This window comes from Nitrospira calida, assembly GCF_976986435.1.
On the sequence record NZ_OZ335950.1, the window covers coordinates 1,539,294 to 1,558,654 of the forward strand.

The following is a 19,361-nucleotide window of genomic DNA, read 5'->3' on the forward strand; positions in this document are numbered from 1 at the left end:
ATGAAGTGTCCCAAGTGCGCCGGGTTGATGGTGGAGGAACGGTACCTCGACGCGCAGGTGAGTTTCTATGAATGGAAATGCATCAACTGCGGACTGAGACGGAACATTGACAGGTCGCCAGCGCACAACGATCGGCCGTTCGCGCGCGATGTTCAGCCTTGGTCGCAAGAGGATACATGCGCGTCCGCGCATCCACCGAATGCCGCAGGCCTCCTGCGACCCGGAGCGCGGGCAAGCCGAACATCCGAGCCTGTGCCGGCGACGCCGTTAGCGGCATGACAGACGGCTCCCCGGGCTTACACGGTCGATGTCTTTCCGGTCAGGAATCGAGCGCTGACCGTCCAGTCGGTCTCTGCAGACGGGAGGCGCGCCCTCCCGCTCGTAATCCACCCTGACGAGGTAAAGCCCGTAGGGAGGAGCTGTTTTGCCCGCCGCCGAGCGATCCCGCCTCTCCAAAATCTCCTTCAGCGTCTCCGGTGCGCGTTTCTTCAACCCCACCTCCACTAGCGTTCCCACGATCGCCCGCACCATCTGTTTGAGAAAACGGTCCGCATAGGCTTGGATGCGGAGAAGGTCCGCTTCGCGGCTGAGGTCCAGCCGCGTGAGGTCGCACCAGGGATTTTCGTTGTCGCTCAGGGCGCCCTCGAACGACGAAAAGTCATGCTTGCCGATCAGCAAGTCGGCCGCGGTTTTCATCGCTGGCATGTCGAGCGGCTTGTGCACATGCCAGGCCCGTTGGTGCTGCAAGGCCGATCGCTCGGGCCGGTTGAGGATGCGGTATTCGTAAAGTTTCCCGCGGGCAGAGTAGCGCGCGTGGAACCCGTCGTCCACCTCTTCGACGCTCCGCACGCTGATGTCGTCGGGAAGGAGCCCGTTCAACGCCCTAGTCCATTCTTCGGGAGGCATGATGCGGTCGGTCCGGAAGCTGGCGACTTGGCCGAGCGCGTGGACGCCGGCGTCGGTACGGCTGGCCCCAACGACCGAGACCGTGGTCTGGGCGATCTGGGTGAGTGCCGCTTCCACGGCTTCCTGGATCGTCGGCCGGTTGGGCTGACGTTGCCAGCCCGCATAGCGGGTGCCGTCATATTCCAAGGTGACTTTCAAGGTGGGCATGGCAAGAGGCAGTCGGGACACCGACGAGAGGCGGCTTGTTACTTCACAGAGAGCCGGTTCGGACTGACGAACGTTTTGACGCCATCGAACAGGGCTTCGGCGACACGCGTCAAAAACGACGCGCTCTTCAAGAGCTGCTCTTCGGCCGGATTGGAAATGTATGCGATCTCGGCCAAGATACTGGGCATGGTGGTGAAGCGCAGGACATAGAACGGGGCTGTTTTGACCCCGTGATCGACTGTGTCGTAATGGCCATTCAGACGCGCGACCATCGCCTGCTTGGTTGTCCAGGCCAACTCCAACGAGTCCTCGATCTTCTTCGTCGTGAGGAGGTCGGCGACGAGGTATTCCCAGCCGACACCCGTGCTGTTCAGCGGCGTGCCGTTTTCCCGCGCCGCCACTTCAAGCGCGCGTTGATCCTTGGCCTCGCCGAAGTGATAGATCTCAATGCCCTTGATCCCCTTCTGCGGGTGCGAATTGACGTGGATCGAGACGAACAGATCGGCGTTGTTGCTGTTGGCGAACTTGGCCCGGTCCTCCAGCTCGATGAACACGTCGCGATCCCGCGTCATCAGCACCCGAGTACTGGGTTCCTTGCGGAGGAGATCGCGGAGGAGCAGCCCGACCTTCAGAGTAATATCCTTCTCTTCGGTCCCGCGCGCGCCGCGCGCGCCCGGGTCCTTGCCGCCGTGGCCTGGGTCAATGACAATCGTTTTGACTGTGTGATGGGGACCCGGCTGCGCCCGCGGCTGAGGGTCATGGCCGTTGGCGGCCGGCTGGTCTCCGGCTTTGAACGCATTCTCGGGGCCGAGATGGGGCACGATGTCGACCACCAGCCGGTCGGGGTTCGAGAGCGGCAGGATTTTATAGCCGCTGATGCGTTTCGTCTTCAGCGAGACGGCGACGGTCCTGGGAGTTCGCTGGGTGATCGTGATGGCTTCGTGGAGCGTTCCGACTGAGAGCTTTCCTTTGGCGGCTTTTCCTAGTTTGGCGTTCTTCAGCTCGATGATAACCCGGCCTGGATTGTTCAGCCGGTTTTCGGTGAACTGCACGCTGCGCTCGAGATCCAGCACGAGCCTGGTCCAGTCCGGATACGTGGCGATCCGCAAATCCCGGATCACCGCCGGCGTCAGCGCTGAGGGACCGGACTTCTTTCCGGACTTAGCGATTGGATGAGCGACCAGAGTGTCGGCGTGAAGTTGCGGAGGCGCGGAAACGCGGAGCGGCGCCGCGGACGGAGTCGGAGAAAGCGGCGCGCCGGCCGCGAAGAACAGGGCGAGGAGCACACACGCAACGGACCGACGCCGCTTGGTCACGAAGGGTTCCTCCGACAGTTCGCGCGTTGGAGCAGTCGAAAAACTTTTCTCAGATGCGCCTGATGTTGTCAAGCGGAATCTGGTGAAATCCAAAGCCTTTCGCGCGGCATTCCCCGGGTTGACAGGCTTTCCCGAGTCGGCTAGGGTGCCGATCGCGTATGGCAACGCATCTGATCATCGACGGATACAACGTGCTCGGCGTCCGGTTGACCGGTCCGTTTTCCGGCTGGTCTTCAGGGGAGTTCGCGCGCGAACAGTTGCTGCGCGACCTGGCCGGCTATCGGCAACGCAAAGGGCATGCGATCACCGTGGTCTTTGACGGGTGGCGGGAGGGCCCGGGTGCGGAACGCCACGAACATCGCTCGGGCGTCGAAGTGATCTATTCGCGGCGCGGCGAGCGGGCCGATCAAGTCATCCAGCGTCTTGCGCGGGAATACGGCCGGGACTGCGCCGTGGTGTCGTCGGATCGCGAGGTGTCGGACTTCGCACGGGCGCATGGGGCGTTCGTCATCAGCGCCGCCGAGTTTGCTGCCAGGCTGTCCGCACCGGTCGTATCCCCCGCCGCCACGGCGTTCAAAGGACGAGTGGTCGAGGAAGAGGACTCGCCCAGGCGCAACCCGGACAAGAAGGGCAACCCGCGGAAGCTTCCCAAAGCGCTTCGCCGGCGAAACCGGCAGCTCAGGAAATTCTGAACAACCGGCGGGCGTTCTCCGCCGTGATCCGGCCGATGTCCTCCGCGGTCTCAGAAGGGGTTCTCACCTCCGCCAGCGTTTTCGCGACCAAGGCGACATAGGCCGGCTCGTTGCGTTTGCCGCGGTAAGGGACCGGCGTGAGATAGGGGCAATCGGTTTCGATCAGCAAGCGATCCGGCGGCACGGTCTTCGCGATGTCGCGTAACATGGTCGCATTCTGAAACGTGATGATTCCCGAAAAGGACAGATAGAAGCCGAGATCCAGCGCGTCCTTCGCCAGCCACGCGTCTCCCGAGAAGCAGTGAAACACCCCGCCGACCTCCGAGGCGCGCTCCTCTCTCAGAATGGCGATCGTATCCGCCTGCGCCTCTCGTGTATGGATCACCAGGGGAAGTTTCAACTCGCGAGCCAGCCCGATCTGTTCGCGGAACCGATGGCGCTGCTCTTTGGGCGCCGAATGGTTGTAGTGGTAATCCAAACCGATTTCCCCGTAGGCCACGATCTTGGGATGCTGGGCGAGCCGCCTCAGTTCGTCATACCATCCGTCCCCAATGTGCTTGACCTCGTGCGGATGAACGCCGATCGCGGCGTACACGAACGGGTACCGCTCCGCCAACACGACCGCCGCGCGGCTAGTGGCCAGGTCGCATCCGATCGTGACGAGGGCGTTGACGCCGGCCTCCCGCGCCCGGGTGAGCACCGCCTCGCGGTCGGTGTCGTATCGGGCGTCGTCCAGATGCGTGTGGGTGTCGATCAGCACGGCGGCAGATCTTAGCACGGGCTCCGCTGCCGTGGCGAGATGCGTCAAGCCGGATAAAAAAACGGCGTTGACAACGCCGGCACTGCGTGGTAAATGCAAATCGCTTGCAACTATTCTCTGGCGCGATCTGCTATGCGCGATCCGATGCTTGAGTGTCTGAAAGCGGGCGGCAAGAAGCTCACCAAGCCCAGGATGGCGATCCTGAAGATTCTTCGGGAGAGCCCCTTGCCGATCACCGCGGCGGAGGTGCACGAACGCCTGAAGAAGGCGCATTGCGCGGCGGATCTCGTCACCGTGTATCGGAATCTGGCCATGCTCCAGGAACTCGGATTGATCGAGCCGGTGGGGTTCCATGAAGGGCAGACGCGGTACGAGGTGCGGCATGGCCGGCGGCACCATCATCACATCCAATGCCGGGGGTGCGGCCGCATCGCTGATCTGATGCTCTGCCCGCTGAACAAGCTGACCGAACTGGTCGAGCGGCGGACCAGATTCACCGTCGACAGCCACGCTCTGGAATTTTTCGGATGGTGTCCGGAATGCCACTGAGACGTGTCGGGTCTGATCCTGGCGCTGGTTGTTCACCACGCTCTTGGCTTGAACACGGGCCTTGGCTGGAAGATCGTCCGCTGATGAAGACCTTTCTGGAACGGCTTGCCGTCCGTCGCACCGCGTGTTCGATAACGGCTTTGACCGTGAGCCTGGTGCTTCTGGTCTTAGCGCCGTTCGCCGTCGCATTGGACGTTCACCACGAGCTGGCCGCCGCCGATGCGGACGGACATGAACACTCCGAGACGGACCTCTGCCAGTGGGTGCAGCACCAAACGGCCGGGTCGCTTGACGTCAGTCCTCCAAAGCTCCCTGTCGTTGAAACCGGCGGGCTACGAGAATTTCCGGCCGAAACTGTTTTTCTGTCCATTGATCTCTTTCCTGACGGTCCCTCGCGCGCGCCTCCGCTCCGCTAGCAGTCCCTTTCGGTGAGTCGAATCGGGCGCAACCGCGCGATGCGCGGTTTTGCGTCCTCGTCCTCATTCAATTTTTGCCGGTGGAGGGAAAGCGATGAGCCTTGTCTCTTGGTTCGCCCGCGCGATGTCATTCGTGTTATTGGGTTTGTACACCGTGTCCGGATGGGGGATGAGCTCGGCCTCTGCAGCGGAAGAGGGTGGGCGGAAGATCGTCCGGGGATTCGTCCAAAATCAAGACTTGCGGCGCATTCCCCAGGCCGTCGTGCAAGTCAAGGATCAGGAAGGAAATCCGGTCGCGACTGCCGTCACCGATGACGCAGGGGAGTTTGCGGTGACGGTGCCGCAGGAAGGCACCTATTCAGTCAGCGCTGTGCAGGAGACGTATCGGAGCGAGTATGTGATCGTGAAAATTGGAACGGAACCGCCGCCGCCGATTCGGTTGACCCTGGCTCTCACGCAGGAAATCGCGCTGGAAGTGGTGTCGCCGCTGCCCCCTATTCAGTACAAGGCGTCGAGCGAGACCTACTCGGTGAGCCGGAAAGACATCGAAGCGTTGCCGCGGGGAAACAACAGCGAGTTGCACGATGTGTTGCTGACCATTCCGAGTGCGACCTACGGCGCGCTAAAACAGTTGCACATTCGGCAGGACCACGCCAACCTGCAGTTCCGCATCGACGGGGTGCCGATTCCGGACACGGTGTCGTCTACCTTCACGGACGTGATCACGCCTCGCGCCTGGGAACGGGCCGATATCATCCTGGGCGGGATGGAGGCTCAGTACGGGTGGAGAACTGCGGCGGTCATCGATATCACCAGCAAGAGCGGGACCAGACCCGGCTTCGGTTCGTTTCAGATGTTCGGCGGATCGAACGAAACGCTTAACCCCTCGTTCGAATACGGCGGCACGGTGGGCGAGAAGTTCCGCTACTACGTGTTGAACAGCTATACCTCCACCAATCGCGGGATCGAGCCGCCCACGCTGGGACATTCGGTCTTTCACGGGCAGAGTGAGCGCAACCAGACGTACCTCCGCGGCGACTATCAACATGACAATCACAACAATTTCACCTGGCTCTTTCTGAATTCGGTGGCCAAGTATCAGATCCCCACCACGCCCGGACTGGCGGTTAACCCGGACGTCCTGACGCTGCTGCAAGCGCAAAACCCGGCGTTCAATCCGGTCGCCTCGCAGGCCATCGATGAAAATCAGAAAGAACACAACCAGTACGCGCACATGGTCTGGCGGCACGATCTCAACGCCAGCAATTTCTTCAGCCTGGCCGGATATTTTCGCCAGACCCGCGCTATTTTTAGAACGGATCCATTCAATGTGCTGGCGCATGTCGCGGATCCGGATGAGCCGTTCTCGGCGGCCGATCAAGATCGGATGGCCTATTCAGGCGGTGTGCGGCTGGACTACACCTACGTGCACAGCAAAGAACATCTCATCAAAACGGGATTTCAGATCGACCGCACCCAAGCGATCAACAAGACCCGCCTGTTCGCTTTTCAACGGGATCCGGGGACCGGCGAGCCGGTCGGCGACGTGCTTGGGCTCGATGCCGACAACCGGCTGATCGGCTGGCGCCAGGAGTTCTGGCTGCAGGATCAGTGGACGCCGAACGAGCACTGGACGTTCAACCTGGGCGTCCGCGGCGATGCGATCCAATACCAAATGAGCGAGGGACAGATCAGCCCGCGCGTCGGCGTGACGTACAAGTACGACAATGCCAACGTCTTTCATGCCTTCTACGGCAGGTTGTTCACCCCGCCGAATTTGGAGGCGATCTCGTTCGCCAAGCTCAACGCCGTCGGCACGACGGCGGAACCCGAGAATCTGACCAACAACACGGTCAGGGCTGAGCGGTCCCACTATTTCGAAGTGGGGAGCTATCACGCGCTCACGTCGTGGGCCACGCTGGAACTGACGGGCTATTACAAGCTCAACCGGTACCAATCGGATGCCGGCCAGTTCGGCACCACGCCGCTCCTGAATTTCTTTGCGTTCGAACGGGGGTGGCAGCGGGGGATCGATGGCGCCTTGAAGCTGCAGGTGACAGACAACCTGACCGCGCGCGGGAACGTGGCCTGGGGGCAATGCAAGGGCTACGGCCTCCAGTCCGGCCACTTTTTGCTGGAGCAGAAAGAAATCGACGATATCAACTCGCCGGGCGGCGTGTTTTGCGATCACATGCAATTGCTGACAAGTTCGGCCGTGGTGAGTTATAAGATTCTGGAGCGGACGACGATCAGCGGCCAGATGCTCTACGGATCGGGGCTTCGGACTGCAGAGAATGAGGGGGCGAAGACCAATTCGACTCACAGCCCTTCCTACACGGTATACAATCTGTCCATCAATCATGTCATTCCGTTGCCCTGGGATCGGCAGAAGTTCCTCATCGGATTCGATGTGATCAATCTGCTGGACCAGAAATATTTCATCAACCAGGGCGAGGGGAGCATCGGTCTCGGCGTTGCGCACGCCGGCATGCCGCGCTCGTTTTTCTTCAGAGGGCAGTGGTTCTTTTAACAACCATGAGGCACGAAGCGTGAACCGTGAAGCGTCAAAACCTCGAGTCGGAACAACCAAGCGCCGTTTCGTGCTTGCCGGGTCTTTTGCCGCGGTAGCTGGACTCGTTATGCCGATCGTTCTTCTGGCGGGAAAGAGTCTGGCGGTCGAAGGGGACCGCGCGACGCATCGATCCGATCACGATGAAGACCTCGTGGTACTGCCGGAAGTCCATGTGCACGGACTTCCGCTCAACAAGGATCAACAACTGGGTCCGGTGCCCAAATCCACCCCCTGGCCTGCCATTCCACCGTCGCTGGAAGGGAAAGAGCTGGACGACTGGATGAAGGCCCGCATGCTGGTCTCCAAGGACGCCAAGGTGACGGTCGTCGTGTTGGAACCGGCTAAACATCGGGAGTTGACGATCGCCGGGATCGCCGCCCTCAACCAATGGACGTTTGAGCCGCAGATGAAAGGGGACGAGCCGGTTGACGGAGAGCTGACGGTTCGCATCCATTTTCGCACGCGATAGATGAAGAGCTGAGAGCGGATAACGGGCAGCTCTGACCAGCCGGACAAGCCTAATAGACCATCTTCTTCTGCCGAACAATGAACTGGGACGAACAACTTTCCCTCGCCATCAATGGCCTGGCCGGCCGGTCGCCCAGTGTCGACTGGGTAATGATGGAGTTGGCCAAGCCGGGACTGCTTTGGGTGCCGGGAGTCCTGTTGGGGGTGTACTGGCTTTGGCTGAGCTGGCGGGAAGCGCTCGTAGCCGCTCCCGTGTTGGCGGGGGCCATCGGATTGGTGGATGCCATCGGCGCGCAGCTTAAACATCTCACTCAGCGGCTGCGTCCCTGCGAAGCCCTTCCGGATGTCCGCGAACTGGTCGGCTGCGGCGGGACGTTCGGATTTCCCTCCAACCATGCCGTTAACACGGCGGCCGCCGCGGCTTTTCTGCAGGTCCTCTATCCGCGATCCGGCTGGATCAGTTGGCCGGTGGTGTTCGCGGTCGGGCTCGCGCGCGTGTACGTCGGCGCCCACTATGCGACGGACGTGGCGGGAGGCTGGCTGATCGGCGGGTCGTGCGGAGCCTGCGCCGCGTGGGTCCTGCTGCGGTGGCCGCGATTTCCTCGTCCGGCGGCTAAGCCTGCCCCCTCCCCGTGTCACCAGCCCCGCGGATGATCGGCTCGCTCGCTCACTGTTCGACGCAGGCTAAAAGTTCATTCCAGCAGCGTTCCCGGTCGTAATCCCGGCCGATCAGAACGACGACATGGTCCGGTTCGCCGAGCAACATGACAGGTGAAATGGTGTAGACGCGCGGCGGAAAGAACTGGAACTCCTGCAGCTCGGACTCGCCTGCAAAACGGAAGAATCCCTTGGCCCGTTCGATTCCGTTCGGCAGCGCGCCTATCCACTGAAGGAAACGCGGGCGATTCAACGGGCCGGACAGGCGGATCGTCATCACCATTGGATGATCGCGAACGTGGGAGGTCGGCGCGGTCGACACGCTTTGTGCGCGTCCGAAGGCGACGGGGACACTCGGCGCGGCATGAGCGGGTGGATCGGCCTCAAGCAGCGCGTGCAGGTCTATGCGGGCATGCGTGGCCTCCCAAATCCTGGCGTGTGGATTTTCCTTGACCGCGGCGCCTTTGAACTTTTCCCATAGGCCGGGCACGTAGAGATCGCGTTTGTTCAGAATTACGTCGTCAGCATACCGGACGGCATGACGGGCGGTGACGTCCAACATGGCGCCGTCCGATATCGCGGCCGGATGCAGCAAGGCGATCGCTCGCTCTAGCCGGATGAGCCGCGATACAGAGACGTCCGTGATGGAATCGATCACCTCAGCCGGGTCTGCTATCCCCGAACATTCCAGCACGATCAGGTCAGACCGATAGTCCATGACCAATCGGGCGATGCCCCAAGCCAAGTCCTCCCTGGTATCGCAGCACACGCAGCCGCCGGCGAGATTCAGCACCTGTTGCGCCAGCGTCGCAGCGCGGGGGCCGTCGATGCTGACCGCGCCGGCTTCATTCATCAGCACGCCAACCCGCCGCCCGTGGTTACGCCAGTGTTCGAGAAGCCGCATAAGCAGGGTCGTCTTGCCGGCTCCCAATGAGCCGCAGAGCAGATAAAACGGAGCCGAGTGTTGTGTCGCCATAGGTGATGCCGTGAAGCCAGCCGGACGCGCCGAATCAGAGCCGGCATTCTACTCGGAGTGTCAGATCGGAGAAAAGATCAACGGCGGAGGTCGAGAGTTTCAACGGAGCGGTGCCGAGCGGCGAGCTGATTTAAATCGCAATGGACCGTGTCCGAGTGGCAGCACTGGGTCTCCATTTGGACAGTGACATGACGGATACCAAAGTCCGAGGCCACGCGCGCGCGGATCGCTCGCAACAGGCCGTTGGTCAGCACGGTGTCGTCGCCGTCGACTTGGACGTGGCACGTCAACATGACCAGCCGCGGTTCCACCGCCCAGATGTGCAGGTCATGCACGTTCTTGACTCCCGGGATCGACTCGATGGTCGCGGCGATCTGGGACGGACTGATACCTGGCGGGGTGGATTCCAGCAGCACTTCCAGGGATTCCCGGAAGAGCGGCCAAGCGCCTTTCACAATGGCGCCGACGACGGCCAGGCTGACGAGCGGATCGAGAATCGACCAGCCCGTGAGCAGGATCATCCCGCCGCTGATCACCACGCCGAGCGAGACCCAGGCATCTGCCAGCATATGCCAGAACGCGCTGCGGATGTTCAAGTCATCGCGTGCCCCATGTTGGAGGAGCAAGGCAATGGCCAGGTTGGCGGCGAAACTCAGCGCGGCGATCAGCATGACCCATCCTCCGGCCACCGGCACGGGGGCGAGAATCCGTTTCACGCCGACTAGCGTAATCCCCAGAGCGGTGAGCAGCAGGATGAAGGCGTTCAAAAACGCCGCGACGATGCCGGCGCGGTGGTAACCGAACGTGCGCGTCTCGCTGGCCGGCCGCGACGTGAGCATGTGCGCGTAGAGCGCCAGGAAGAGCGAACCCTGGTCGATGAGGTTGTGCCCGGCGTCGCTCATCAAACCGACGCTGTCCAGCAGGAGACCACCGACGAACTCCGCCAGGATGATACAGGCATTGACCGCGAGCGCCATGCGCAGGCGGGATCGCAGTTGGCGATACGAAGGATGAGCCTCGGTCATGGGGCTAGTTTCGCACGGCCTCTTGGCGCGCGCAAGTTGCGCGTGAATGTAGCGGATCGATTCGGCTTGACGCGGAGGCGGCGAGAGACCGATAAGTACGCCATGTCTTCGCTGCCGGAGAAGCCGACCGCCCGGGTGGTGCTGTCGCGTGATCGGGAGCAATGGGTCGACCCGGGGTATCTCTGGGTGTATGCGGGACATGTGCAGGAGGTGAAAGGCGAGCCCGCCGCCGGTGATCTTGTCGATCTGTACACTCACGCGGGTCGGTTCTACGGCCGCGGCTTCTTCAATCCGCATTCCAAAATTCGGGTCCGCATCCTTACCTCGGAGGAAGAGCCCATCGACGAAGGATTCTGGGCGACCCGCCTGGACGGGGCCGTCCGATTGCGCGAGCGGGTCGTATCCGGCACCAACGCCTATCGGATTGTTCACGGTGAGTCGGATCTGCTTCCCGGTTTAATCGTGGATCGCTACGGCGAGTGTCTTGTGATGCAGACATTGGCGTTCGGCATGGATCGGCGCCAGGACCTCCTTGCCGAACTGTTGAGCAGCCGGACCGGCGCGCAAGCCGTGTACCTTCGCAACGACGCGAAGAGCCGGGCGTTGGAGGGCTTGCCGCTCGAGCGGCGGCTTCTGCGCGGGCAAGGCCCGACCAGGGTCGAGATTTACGAAGGGAATGCCCGCTTCGTCGTGGATGTGGAGCGAGGACAGAAGACCGGCTGGTTTTGCGACCAACGCGAGAATCGGCTGGCCGTCGCCTCGTTGGCACAAGATCTGGATGTCTTGGACGTGTTCTGCCACACGGGCGCTTTCGGCATCCAGGCGGCGCTCCATGGCGCCCGCTCGGTGCTGGGGCTGGATGCGAGCCGCGACGCGCTAGCCCTGGCCTGTGAACATGCCGCACTGAACAAAGTCGAGCAGGTCTGCGCGTATCGGGAAGCCGATGCGTTCGAGGAATTGCCGAAGCTGGAACGGGCCGGACGCCAATATGACTTGGTTATTGTGGATCCGCCGGCTTTCGCCCGCAGCAAACAGGCGGTGGCCCCTGCGCTGGCTGGCTACAAGGAACTCAACCGGCAGGCGTTGCGCTTAATACGCGCCTGTGGCTTCCTTGTGTCTTGCTCTTGTTCCCATTACGTCGGCGAACAGGACTTCTGGAGGACCGTGCTCGCCGCCGCGCGTGATGCGAAACGGAGGGTGCGCCTGATCGAAAGCCGGTCGCAGAGTCGGGATCATCCCGTGCTCGCCGCGATGCCCGAGACCCGCTACCTGAAGTGTCTGATCCTGCAGGTTCTGTGAAACGTCCATCGAGGGCGCTGTGTCGATGCTGCCGTTACAGGAAAAACAAGGCGCCGGGCCGGTCGTGCCAGCTTCGACGGTCCTGCCCGAGATTACGATCAAAGCGCTCGTCCTCTCGGTTGTCCTGGCGGCCATTCTGGCCGGAGCCAACGCCTACCTGGGACTGTTCGCCGGGATGACGGTTTCTGCGTCGATCCCCGCTGCCGTCGTGTCGATGGCGGTCCTGCGCTGTTTCCGCCGCTCCAACATTTTGGAGAACAACATCGTTCAGACGGCGGCCTCGTCCGGAGAAGCCCTGGCGGCCGGCGTGATCTTCACTATTCCCGCGCTCCTCTTAATCGGCTATTGGCGGGTCTTCGACTACTGGCAGACGGTCGCCGTGTCCTTCGTCGGCGGCTTGCTCGGTGTCGTCTTCACAATTCCGCTGCGGCGGGCGCTTATAGTCGGGGCGCGGCTGACCTTTCCGGAGGGAATAGCTACCGCCGAGGTTTTGAAGGTGGGGACCGGCTGGGATCGGACGGCGACGTCGGGCTTTCGAACCTTGGCCGCAGCGGCGGCGGTCGGCGGGGCCGTGAAATTCGCCGAAAGCGGCGTACGGCTCTGGACGGAGGCGGCAGAAGGAGCGTGGCGAGTCGGACGGACGGTGCTCTACGCCGGGATCAACTTGTCGCCAGCCTTGCTGGCGGTCGGGTTCATCATCGGCCTCCGGACCGCAGCGGTCGTCTTTCTGGGCGGCGCGATCGGATGGCTGATTCTGCTTCCCCTGTACGGCACAGTGGCGGAAATGCCGCAGAGTGCGGACGGTCTAGCCACGGCCCGGACGCTCTGGAGCACCCGCATTCGCTACATCGGCATCGGAGCGATGCTGGTCGGCGGTGTGTGGACCTTGATTCAGATCCGGACCCCGATTCTCCAGAGCGTGAGCCGGCTGGCCGAATCCTACGGACGGTTGTCGAAGGCCGTCGCCGACATCGGCAAGACGCACAGCCCAGCGGCTGTTCGCCAACCGCGAACTGAGCGGGACGCCTCGCTTCCCTGGATCGTCCTCGCGTTGGTAGGCGCTGTCGTACCGATGTGGTTCATCTATCGCGCGGTGGTCAAGGACCTCATTGTGGCGTCGGGCATGACGCTGGTGATGGTCGCGGCGGCGTTTCTCTTTTCGTCGGTCGCAGCCTATATGGCCGGGTTAGTGGGTAGTTCCAGCAATCCTGTGTCGGGTGTGACGATCGCCACCATCATGCTCGCCTCGCTCTTGCTCGTGGCCATCATGGGCCGGGGTCACCCGGCTGGCCCCGCCGCGACCTTGTTGATCGGGGCTGTGGTCTGTTGCGCGGCCGCGATGGGTGGGGACAACCTGCAGGATCTGAAAACCGGGCATTTGGTCGGCTCGACGCCGTGGAAACAGCAGATCATGCAGATCGTCGGGGTTGCGACGGCTGCCGTGGTGATCGCGCCTGTTCTTTCGTTGTTACAGAGGAAATACGGGATCGGTGATCCGACGGTGGAACATCCGCACCCTTTGAGCGCGCCGCAGGCCATGTTGATGGCAAGCCTGGCGCGAGGCGTCTTCGGAGAAGGTTTGCCGTGGACGCTTGTGGGCGGCGGTATGATCATCGGCTCGCTCGTGATTTGGTTCGATCGGCGGCTGGCAGCGCGTGGTGCCGCGTTCCGCTTGCCTGTGCTGGCGGTGGCGCTAGGGATCTACCTGCCACTCAAGTTATCCGCAGCCATCGTGGTGGGTGGGGTGATCGGAGAGTTGGCGCGGAGACGGGAAGCCGCAGCGGGCGACCCTGCCTCTCCACAAGGCGTCCTCTTTGCCGCCGGCTTGGTGACCGGCGAAGCGCTCATGGGCATTTTCTTGGCGTTCCCGATCGCGGTGAGCGGACTGTGGCCGGACGTGAGCGCCGATCCTTTTCAGCTCTTTGCTCTTCCCCCGATGGGTGCGTGGCCGGGCGTGCTGGCGCTGACGGGCGTGGCGATCTTGCTCTATGGAGCGGGAACGACGGCTGGGTCAAGACGATAAACGGCTCAGTCGGAGGGCGGTTCGAAGTGCCCGGGCGGACGGGACTGCCAGGGGACGGCGGCCTGCCTGGATTGTTTCACCAAACTGCGGAGGCTGACCTCGGCGGCACGCAGCAGCTTAGGGTTGCCATTCTGGATCAACGCCGTCAGGAGTGCGTAGAGTGATCGGTCGCAGCGCGATCCGAACACAATTCTCTCCGTAACCGGATCAACGCCGTCGAGTTGCAACGGCCTCTCTCCTTCACCTTCTTCCTCCGACCGCTCGAAAAGCAACTCAAAATCCTTCGGATTGCCGAACAGCCAGGGAACGGGAACCTTGAGCGCGGTGGCCAGCGCTTCCAGTGTCGAGACCAAAGGGTCCAGTTCGCCCGCTTCGATCGCCTCGACGGTCGCAACCGGAAGATCAGCGTTCCGGGCCAAGACGTCAGCCGCTTGGCCTCGGTAAAGCCGCCAGGCCTGCAGATGGGAGCCAATCGACATGCTGCGATCATACTGTGAATGCCCGGCCTCAGGCAACCGCCGCGGTGGACATGATTTTTCATGTCCAAAGGATCATGGCGCTGGAATTACAATGGCTTGCGAAAACTGGCGAGGAGGGGGCGATATAGGGTAAAATACGCCGTTATTTTGGTTCACTGTGGCAGGCTATAGGAGGCACACTCGATGCTTGGCACTGACATCCGCGGCATTCTCGCCGAAGAAGAAGAAGTGCAGCGCCGGCAGCAGGCGTTGAAGTCGCTTATGTCCATGCGTAGCAAGCAATTGCGCGAGTCTTTGGATCAGCGAATCAGGCGGGCTCGGAGCAGCGGCGACTGGATCAACCTGTCGCGCGCCGAGTGCGCCGACCTGCACAAACAGGAAAAAGCGCACCTCCGCGCGCAGCTCGAGCAATTGCGGATAGAGCGGGACCGTACCCGAGGCAAGCTCAACGAATTGAGGCGGGCCAAAGCCAGGGCGCAGCGGTTGCGGACGGCCGAAGTCTCCTCCGGTCGAAAACGAAAGTAACTTCGGTCCGGCATTGGATTTCCTCCCCACGCTCTGTTTCTTGCGCAAGCTTAAGCGCGAAACGAGAAAGGTCGTAGTCTGTTCAGAACGCGCGGCCGCACCCGCGGTGAGCCGGACCGGCGTGACATGCGCGACTTTCCTTCCTTACCCGCCGCTACAGCCTCTCTGATCCGCGACCTGCTCCATCACAAGGAGGCGCGCGAGGCCGAACAGGCCTTCGTCCTGGAAGGTGCCAAGTCGGTGTTCGAAGTGCTTCGTTCACGCGCCTCGGCGGTCAAAGTGCTGGTTGTCACGCCGGCGTTTCTGCACAAGCAACGGCCGAGGCTTGAACGGGCGCTAGAACGACGTGAGGTAGGCCGGTATGTCTGCCGCGAGACGACGTTCGAGAAACTCTCCGATGTGGAACAGGCCCAGGGGATTCTGGCCGTGGTCCGCAAACCGAAGTGGGATGAAGAGACGGTGCTGGCCCAACCGCTCATGCTGGGTCTCTTCGGGGAGCAACTGCAAGACCCGGCCAATGTCGGCGCGATCATTCGCACGGCGGCGGCGATGGGCCTGAGCGCCGTCTGGCTGACTGTCGATTCGGCCGATCCGTTTAATCCCAAGGTCGTTCGCGCCACGGCCGGGACCTTGCTGCGATTGCCGATTTTCCGTCGAAACGATCCCTCCTGGTTTCGCGACCGCGGCTGCGCCGTGCTAGCCGCCGAGCCGCACGATCGGCGGGCGAAGGCGATTCGGGAGATCCGCGAGTTGCCTGCACGCGCGGTGCTGGCGGTGGGAAACGAAAGCCGAGGGCTCTCCGAGGCGACGCTGAACCTTGCCGCGATCCGTTTTTACATCCCCCTTGAGCGTGGCGTCGAATCCCTCAATGTGGCGGCGGCCGTCGCCATCGCGGCGTTCTATTTCACCGGACTTCCACCTTACCGGCGCTGAGATCAGCGGTCCGCGCGGTCGTATGCTGACACCGTCCGTGTTCTCGGCGAAAGCAAAAAGCTTTATCTATTCCGCAGACTGAAGATCCTCTCTTCGAACTTCAAGTCGATCGGCAAGGCCGTACGAACCGTATCGATTTCGGTAAGGAATGCGGAGTGGTCCTCCCCGGCGCAACTGAAGTCACATCCCGTGGTAGCTCCAATAAGGAGAGGCGGCGCTAACCGGCTGAACGTTTCTGCCGGACTGCCTAATAGCCGGCAGTCCTCGCCCTGCTCCCATCTCGGTCACGTGCTCGCATCGGCGGTTTCTTCGTGGTGAGTAAATCCGAACCGCATCAGCGGGGGGTGTCGGAAAGGCCTGGAACCGGGCAGGTGCTCGCGAGAAACGTCTGGCAGGGGAGCCGCTAGGGTATCACACGGATAATACCGCCTGGATCGTTGTCGCCTCGGTGCAGAGGACAGTAAAACCGATAACACTCGCCGGCCGTCGTGCAAGCCGGATCGGGCTCCCGCTCCCCTTGTGCAACCCCAACTCTGATTTGCAGGCTCTCTCCTGGCGCAACCGTGACTCGTAACGGCCTGGCAAGGGGCCCATCTTGGTCATCGATGGCCAACTCCAGCAAGCCGGGAGACTCGAAGGCGTGTGTGCGCTTGGTGGGGTTCACGAGGACAAACACTAATTCATCTTGTGGATCACGGTTCCTGCGAATCGTCACCTCGCCAGGAGACCAAGTCGCTTGTTGATTCGCCAACTCTTGAGCCGTGAACTGGAATGTCTCCGGCCTGCCGGTCTGGGAATTAAGCACAGTCCAGACGATCAGGAACAGGGGCAAAAGTTGGATTGTGCGGCCGGTCGACCTGTTCATGTCTCACCAGATCGGTGAAGTTCGGTCGATGTCGTGTCAGGACGAAACCATGAGCGTCCGCTCGGGCGACTAATTACTATTTTATAACCGGAAGCCCCCGGTGTGGATGTGACCTCCCACACCAGGGCTCCCTGGCCTGAGATGTTCTTATAGGGAATGAGGCCGATCTGCTGCACGCGACGTCCAAGACCGATCATCCGCCGCCGATTTCGCCACGACTTTCGACGATATAGAGTTCCCCCTTGGCTTCGGGGTGCAGATCACACCAGAACAGATACCATTGCGTCTCGGGCTGACCGGTCATAGGATGTTCTTTTGAGGACGCTGTGAAATGGAGCGTCATCGTCTTCCCGGGCTCCAAGTGGAAGGACTTGAAGTCTTTTCCTCTGAGCTCGGTGCCCTGTCCCTCCATCCGGACCGGGACTTCCTTGAACAATCGAGACGTGAAGCCATGAGTCACGTGGTCTTTGTTGCGGACCACGATTGTGGTCGGCACACCGGTGGTGGTGTAAATGGCCGGGGTGTTGCCTTTTTCAGGATTGAAGCCTTTTTCTGTTTCCCGGATCTCCACCTCAACTTTGATCGGTGGCGCTTCGATCGACGCTTGCTCGACTGCAGAAACCGACTTGAATGGAAGCCCCATAACCATGATCGCCGCCGTGACGGGAATGCCCCACGCAACGAATCGGTGCACACGAAGTCTCATGACCCACCTCCTTGGTTGGAATGCATGGTTCTGTTATCCGTGGTGATGTCGCGTGCGTTGATGAAGCATCTTGTGTGCCAACAGGCGCGGCTTCCAGGGTCTTGAATTGTATGCGCAGGTTTTGTCAGAGACTGGTTGACCAAGAGCAGACCGTGTGTGGCGTTCAGCCACAAGCTCGCATGTGCTTCTGTATCAGAATTCCCCAGTAAGGTCATAAGCCATTATCGCGATTCGCTCATCTCCTTGTCAGAGTGGCCTCCCACAGAACAACATGGGGATGAGCATCCCATTCTTCTGGCATTCCATCTGCACAGCTCCTCTGACACCCGAGATTGTTCAAGGGTCATGACAGGAGGACCGTGGCAAGAGAATCGAGGGCGGTCGAGTCGATTATGAAAGCGTTAGTGGCCAGATCAGAACAGGTTGCTTGTTCGAGGAACTCATCGAAGCCTGTCCGGATCTCACCAGGAATCAGGGGGGGCGCGGAGGTAGCCGATCTGAACGGAGAACACGTTGGTAGCAATACGACGATCTTCACGCGCACCGGCAACTACATGGGAATCGGGTTTGCTATTCCGAGCAATATGGTCCGGAGCGTGATGGTCAGTCTAATCAAGCACGGCAAGGTTGTCCGTGGTTGGCTTGGGGTGTCTATCAAGGAATTGATCGAGGATCTGGCCAAAGAATTTGGTGTACCGTAGGCCAACGGTGTGTTGATCAGCGATGTGATGGAAGGAAGTCCTGCGGCGAACGCGAAACCGGGCGCGGCGACATTATCACAGCATACAACCGTGTTGAGGTGAGAGATCCTATTCGCCTGCGCAGCATGGTGGCTGATACCGCTCTGGTACGGTGGTCACCGTCTCCATCCTCAGAGACAAGGAAACGCAAGAAATGCAGATCACCATCGGAGAATTGCAAAGACCGTCGCCCAGGCGCGCGGGCTGGGCGAGAACGAGCGCAGTGAGCATGCGCTGGCCGGGGTCGGTGTCGAGCCCCATGCACCGGAAGATCTCAAACGCCTCAAGATTGGGGGTGGCGTGGTGGTCACTGAAATGGAACCCGGCAGTTCGGTGGATCTGTCCGGACTCCAGCAAGGGGACATCATCCGGGATCTCAACCGCAAACGGGTGCGCACGGTCGAGGACTTCGAGCGGTTCGTCGATAAACTGAAGCCCCGCGCTTTGGTGCTTCTCCTGGTCCAGCAAGACAAGGCCACGATCTTTCGTCCGGTAAAACCGAAGTGACAAGCAGATAGCCAAGCATGGACAGCTCATCGTCGTTGGCGAAGAGCTCGAGTCAATCGTCCAAATGGGTCGGCTGAAGATAGGCGTGACGATTGCGACAATCGGAGTGCTTGCGCTGGGTGGATGCGCGCAGTACTACTACACAGGCGACCATCCAGTGCCGTTTCACGCCAAGGCCACTATCCGCGGGCCGGGGATCTTCGGGGAGGCTACGTTGACCGAAGAACGAGAAGGTCGTGTACGGCTCCTGCTTACGCTGGCCGGGACATCCGCCAGCAAGCTGACTCCCGGGCGCCATGCCATCCACATTCATGAGACGGGCCAATGCGAACCCTTGTCGGCCGCGAAGGGGCACTTCGATGGGAACGTGGATCCGGCCGTGAATCCCAACGCCAATGTGAGTCCGGGGCTGGAGAATCATCCGTACCATCTCGGCGATTTGCCGAATCTCCTGGTGATCGAGCTGCCGAACGGGGAACGGAGGGGATCGCTGCTCACCGTAACCAGCCGCATCACCTTGTCGCTGGGTCTGAACTCGGTCTTTGATCATGATGGGAGCGCCCTCGTCATCCACGAATTTGAGGACCGGTATCTGCCTGATCCGCCACACAAGGATGCACCGGGAGGACCGCGAATTGCCTGCGGCGTGATCGAGAGAAAATAACCGGAAGGAATTCCCTGCTGCTGTGGCATTTGGCGACAAGGGCGCACCCATGTCCTGGCCTGAAACGCCCCACCGA

At 61.3% G+C, this 19,361-nt stretch carries 21 protein-coding genes; 13 read left to right on the forward strand and 8 right to left on the reverse strand.

Annotated features, from left to right (window positions below; all coding sequences use genetic code 11):
- Positions 1 to 267 precede the first annotated feature (267 nt).
- Entirely contained in the window at positions 268 to 1,113 is an 846-nt protein-coding gene (gene truA / locus ACWHTU_RS07645; protein ID WP_447862901.1) for a tRNA pseudouridine(38-40) synthase TruA, read from the reverse strand.
- A gap of 38 nt (positions 1,114 to 1,151) precedes the next feature.
- Positions 1,152 to 2,429 (reverse strand): N-acetylmuramoyl-L-alanine amidase, encoded by a 1,278-nt coding sequence (locus tag ACWHTU_RS07650; protein WP_447862902.1) that lies wholly within the window; start codon positions 2,427 to 2,429, stop codon positions 1,152 to 1,154.
- 158 nt (positions 2,430 to 2,587) lie between these two features.
- Between ACWHTU_RS07650 and ACWHTU_RS07655 the strand changes: the two genes are divergently transcribed.
- Complete coding sequence (locus tag ACWHTU_RS07655; protein WP_447862904.1) at positions 2,588 to 3,121, forward strand: NYN domain-containing protein; 534 nt, start codon at positions 2,588 to 2,590, stop codon at positions 3,119 to 3,121.
- Here the strand turns inward: ACWHTU_RS07655 and ACWHTU_RS07660 are convergent.
- Complete coding sequence (locus tag ACWHTU_RS07660) at positions 3,108 to 3,899, reverse strand: TatD family hydrolase (RefSeq protein WP_447862906.1); 792 nt, start codon at positions 3,897 to 3,899, stop codon at positions 3,108 to 3,110. The two genes, ACWHTU_RS07655 and ACWHTU_RS07660, sit on opposite strands and share 14 nt — an antisense overlap.
- A gap of 114 nt (positions 3,900 to 4,013) precedes the next feature.
- Between ACWHTU_RS07660 and ACWHTU_RS07665 the strand changes: the two genes are divergently transcribed.
- From ACWHTU_RS07665 to ACWHTU_RS07685, 5 genes are all read left to right on the forward strand, one after another.
- Positions 4,014 to 4,430 carry a Fur family transcriptional regulator gene (locus ACWHTU_RS07665; protein ID WP_447862907.1) on the forward strand — a complete coding sequence of 139 codons (417 nt, stop codon included), beginning with the start codon at positions 4,014 to 4,016 and terminating at the stop codon, positions 4,428 to 4,430.
- An 83-nt stretch (positions 4,431 to 4,513) separates the two neighbouring features.
- Complete coding sequence (locus ACWHTU_RS07670; protein ID WP_447862908.1) at positions 4,514 to 4,846, forward strand: hypothetical protein; 333 nt, start codon at positions 4,514 to 4,516, stop codon at positions 4,844 to 4,846.
- Between the two features lie 94 nt (positions 4,847 to 4,940).
- Positions 4,941 to 7,376, forward strand: a complete 2,436-nt coding sequence (locus ACWHTU_RS07675) for a TonB-dependent receptor (protein WP_447862909.1) — start codon at positions 4,941 to 4,943, stop codon at positions 7,374 to 7,376.
- Positions 7,377 to 7,485: 109 nt separating this feature from the next.
- Complete coding sequence (locus ACWHTU_RS07680) at positions 7,486 to 7,887, forward strand: hypothetical protein (RefSeq protein WP_447862910.1); 402 nt, start codon at positions 7,486 to 7,488, stop codon at positions 7,885 to 7,887.
- 77 nt (positions 7,888 to 7,964) lie between these two features.
- Positions 7,965 to 8,540 (forward strand): phosphatase PAP2 family protein, encoded by a 576-nt coding sequence (locus ACWHTU_RS07685; RefSeq protein ID WP_447862912.1) that lies wholly within the window; start codon positions 7,965 to 7,967, stop codon positions 8,538 to 8,540.
- 13 nt (positions 8,541 to 8,553) lie between these two features.
- Here the strand turns inward: ACWHTU_RS07685 and ACWHTU_RS07690 are convergent, their stop codons facing one another.
- Complete coding sequence (locus ACWHTU_RS07690) at positions 8,554 to 9,519, reverse strand: CobW family GTP-binding protein (protein ID WP_447862913.1); 966 nt, start codon at positions 9,517 to 9,519, stop codon at positions 8,554 to 8,556.
- A gap of 77 nt (positions 9,520 to 9,596) precedes the next feature.
- Positions 9,597 to 10,544 (reverse strand): cation diffusion facilitator family transporter, encoded by a 948-nt coding sequence (locus ACWHTU_RS07695; protein ID WP_447862915.1) that lies wholly within the window; start codon positions 10,542 to 10,544, stop codon positions 9,597 to 9,599.
- A 102-nt stretch (positions 10,545 to 10,646) separates the two neighbouring features.
- Here ACWHTU_RS07695 and ACWHTU_RS07700 point away from each other — a divergent pair, with 102 nt between their 5' ends.
- Together ACWHTU_RS07700 and ACWHTU_RS07705 are read left to right on the forward strand one after the other, a co-directional pair.
- Positions 10,647 to 11,843, forward strand: a complete 1,197-nt coding sequence (locus ACWHTU_RS07700; RefSeq protein WP_447862917.1) for a class I SAM-dependent rRNA methyltransferase — start codon at positions 10,647 to 10,649, stop codon at positions 11,841 to 11,843.
- Positions 11,844 to 11,868: 25 nt separating this feature from the next.
- Complete coding sequence (locus ACWHTU_RS07705) at positions 11,869 to 13,866, forward strand: OPT family oligopeptide transporter (RefSeq protein WP_447862919.1); 1,998 nt, start codon at positions 11,869 to 11,871, stop codon at positions 13,864 to 13,866.
- Between the two features lie 5 nt (positions 13,867 to 13,871).
- On the opposite strand, the gene ACWHTU_RS07710 is transcribed toward ACWHTU_RS07705, so the two are convergent.
- Positions 13,872 to 14,345, reverse strand: a complete 474-nt coding sequence (locus tag ACWHTU_RS07710) for a helix-turn-helix domain-containing protein (RefSeq protein WP_447862920.1) — start codon at positions 14,343 to 14,345, stop codon at positions 13,872 to 13,874.
- 183 nt (positions 14,346 to 14,528) lie between these two features.
- Here ACWHTU_RS07710 and ACWHTU_RS07715 point away from each other — a divergent pair, with 183 nt between their 5' ends.
- Together ACWHTU_RS07715 and ACWHTU_RS07720 are read left to right on the forward strand one after the other, a co-directional pair.
- On the forward strand, positions 14,529 to 14,870 hold the full coding sequence (locus tag ACWHTU_RS07715) for a hypothetical protein (RefSeq protein WP_447862922.1): 342 nt from the start codon (positions 14,529 to 14,531) through the stop codon (positions 14,868 to 14,870).
- A 126-nt stretch (positions 14,871 to 14,996) separates the two neighbouring features.
- Positions 14,997 to 15,803 carry a TrmH family RNA methyltransferase gene (locus ACWHTU_RS07720; protein ID WP_447862923.1) on the forward strand — a complete coding sequence of 269 codons (807 nt, stop codon included), beginning with the start codon at positions 14,997 to 14,999 and terminating at the stop codon, positions 15,801 to 15,803.
- Between the two features lie 403 nt (positions 15,804 to 16,206).
- Here the strand turns inward: ACWHTU_RS07720 and ACWHTU_RS07725 are convergent, their stop codons facing one another.
- Together ACWHTU_RS07725 and ACWHTU_RS07730 are read right to left on the reverse strand one after the other, a co-directional pair.
- The gene (locus ACWHTU_RS07725) at positions 16,207 to 16,668 is read right to left on the reverse strand and encodes a hypothetical protein (protein WP_447862925.1); all 462 of its coding nucleotides are present in this window, start codon (positions 16,666 to 16,668) and stop codon (positions 16,207 to 16,209) included.
- Positions 16,669 to 16,861: 193 nt separating this feature from the next.
- A complete protein-coding gene (locus tag ACWHTU_RS07730) occupies positions 16,862 to 17,374 on the reverse strand; it encodes a hypothetical protein (RefSeq protein WP_447862927.1) in 513 nt (170 codons plus the stop codon).
- Positions 17,375 to 17,766: 392 nt separating this feature from the next.
- Between ACWHTU_RS07730 and ACWHTU_RS07735 the strand changes: the two genes are divergently transcribed.
- The 3 genes from ACWHTU_RS07735 to ACWHTU_RS07745 all read left to right on the forward strand — a co-directional run bounded on the left by ACWHTU_RS07735 (position 17,767) and on the right by ACWHTU_RS07745 (position 19,285).
- Complete coding sequence (locus tag ACWHTU_RS07735) at positions 17,767 to 18,075, forward strand: hypothetical protein (protein ID WP_447862928.1); 309 nt, start codon at positions 17,767 to 17,769, stop codon at positions 18,073 to 18,075.
- Between the two features lie 273 nt (positions 18,076 to 18,348).
- Positions 18,349 to 18,621 carry a PDZ domain-containing protein gene (locus ACWHTU_RS07740; protein ID WP_447863331.1) on the forward strand — a complete coding sequence of 91 codons (273 nt, stop codon included), beginning with the start codon at positions 18,349 to 18,351 and terminating at the stop codon, positions 18,619 to 18,621.
- A 64-nt stretch (positions 18,622 to 18,685) separates the two neighbouring features.
- The gene (locus ACWHTU_RS07745) at positions 18,686 to 19,285 is read left to right on the forward strand and encodes a superoxide dismutase family protein (RefSeq protein WP_447862930.1); all 600 of its coding nucleotides are present in this window, start codon (positions 18,686 to 18,688) and stop codon (positions 19,283 to 19,285) included.
- Positions 19,286 to 19,361 lie beyond the last annotated feature (76 nt).

Coding starts and splice junctions, on each gene's coding strand:
- ACWHTU_RS07730 (WP_447862927.1), bottom strand. CDS start 17,374: ATGAGACTTCGTGTGCACCGATTCGTTGCGTGGGGCATTCCCGTCACG.
- truA (WP_447862901.1), bottom strand. CDS start 1,113: ATGCCCACCTTGAAAGTCACCTTGGAATATGACGGCACCCGCTATGCG.
- ACWHTU_RS07705 (WP_447862919.1), top strand. CDS start 11,869: ATGCTGCCGTTACAGGAAAAACAAGGCGCCGGGCCGGTCGTGCCAGCT.
- ACWHTU_RS07745 (WP_447862930.1), top strand. CDS start 18,686: ATGGGTCGGCTGAAGATAGGCGTGACGATTGCGACAATCGGAGTGCTT.
- ACWHTU_RS07655 (WP_447862904.1), top strand. CDS start 2,588: ATGGCAACGCATCTGATCATCGACGGATACAACGTGCTCGGCGTCCGG.
- ACWHTU_RS07725 (WP_447862925.1), bottom strand. CDS start 16,668: ATGAACAGGTCGACCGGCCGCACAATCCAACTTTTGCCCCTGTTCCTG.
- ACWHTU_RS07675 (WP_447862909.1), top strand. CDS start 4,941: ATGAGCCTTGTCTCTTGGTTCGCCCGCGCGATGTCATTCGTGTTATTG.
- ACWHTU_RS07700 (WP_447862917.1), top strand. CDS start 10,647: ATGTCTTCGCTGCCGGAGAAGCCGACCGCCCGGGTGGTGCTGTCGCGT.
- ACWHTU_RS07690 (WP_447862913.1), bottom strand. CDS start 9,519: ATGGCGACACAACACTCGGCTCCGTTTTATCTGCTCTGCGGCTCATTG.
- ACWHTU_RS07680 (WP_447862910.1), top strand. CDS start 7,486: ATGCCGATCGTTCTTCTGGCGGGAAAGAGTCTGGCGGTCGAAGGGGAC.
- ACWHTU_RS07685 (WP_447862912.1), top strand. CDS start 7,965: ATGAACTGGGACGAACAACTTTCCCTCGCCATCAATGGCCTGGCCGGC.
- ACWHTU_RS07715 (WP_447862922.1), top strand. CDS start 14,529: ATGCTTGGCACTGACATCCGCGGCATTCTCGCCGAAGAAGAAGAAGTG.
- ACWHTU_RS07710 (WP_447862920.1), bottom strand. CDS start 14,345: ATGTCGATTGGCTCCCATCTGCAGGCCTGGCGGCTTTACCGAGGCCAA.
- ACWHTU_RS07695 (WP_447862915.1), bottom strand. CDS start 10,544: ATGACCGAGGCTCATCCTTCGTATCGCCAACTGCGATCCCGCCTGCGC.
- ACWHTU_RS07670 (WP_447862908.1), top strand. CDS start 4,514: ATGAAGACCTTTCTGGAACGGCTTGCCGTCCGTCGCACCGCGTGTTCG.
- ACWHTU_RS07720 (WP_447862923.1), top strand. CDS start 14,997: ATGCGCGACTTTCCTTCCTTACCCGCCGCTACAGCCTCTCTGATCCGC.
- ACWHTU_RS07735 (WP_447862928.1), top strand. CDS start 17,767: ATGAAAGCGTTAGTGGCCAGATCAGAACAGGTTGCTTGTTCGAGGAAC.
- ACWHTU_RS07665 (WP_447862907.1), top strand. CDS start 4,014: ATGCGCGATCCGATGCTTGAGTGTCTGAAAGCGGGCGGCAAGAAGCTC.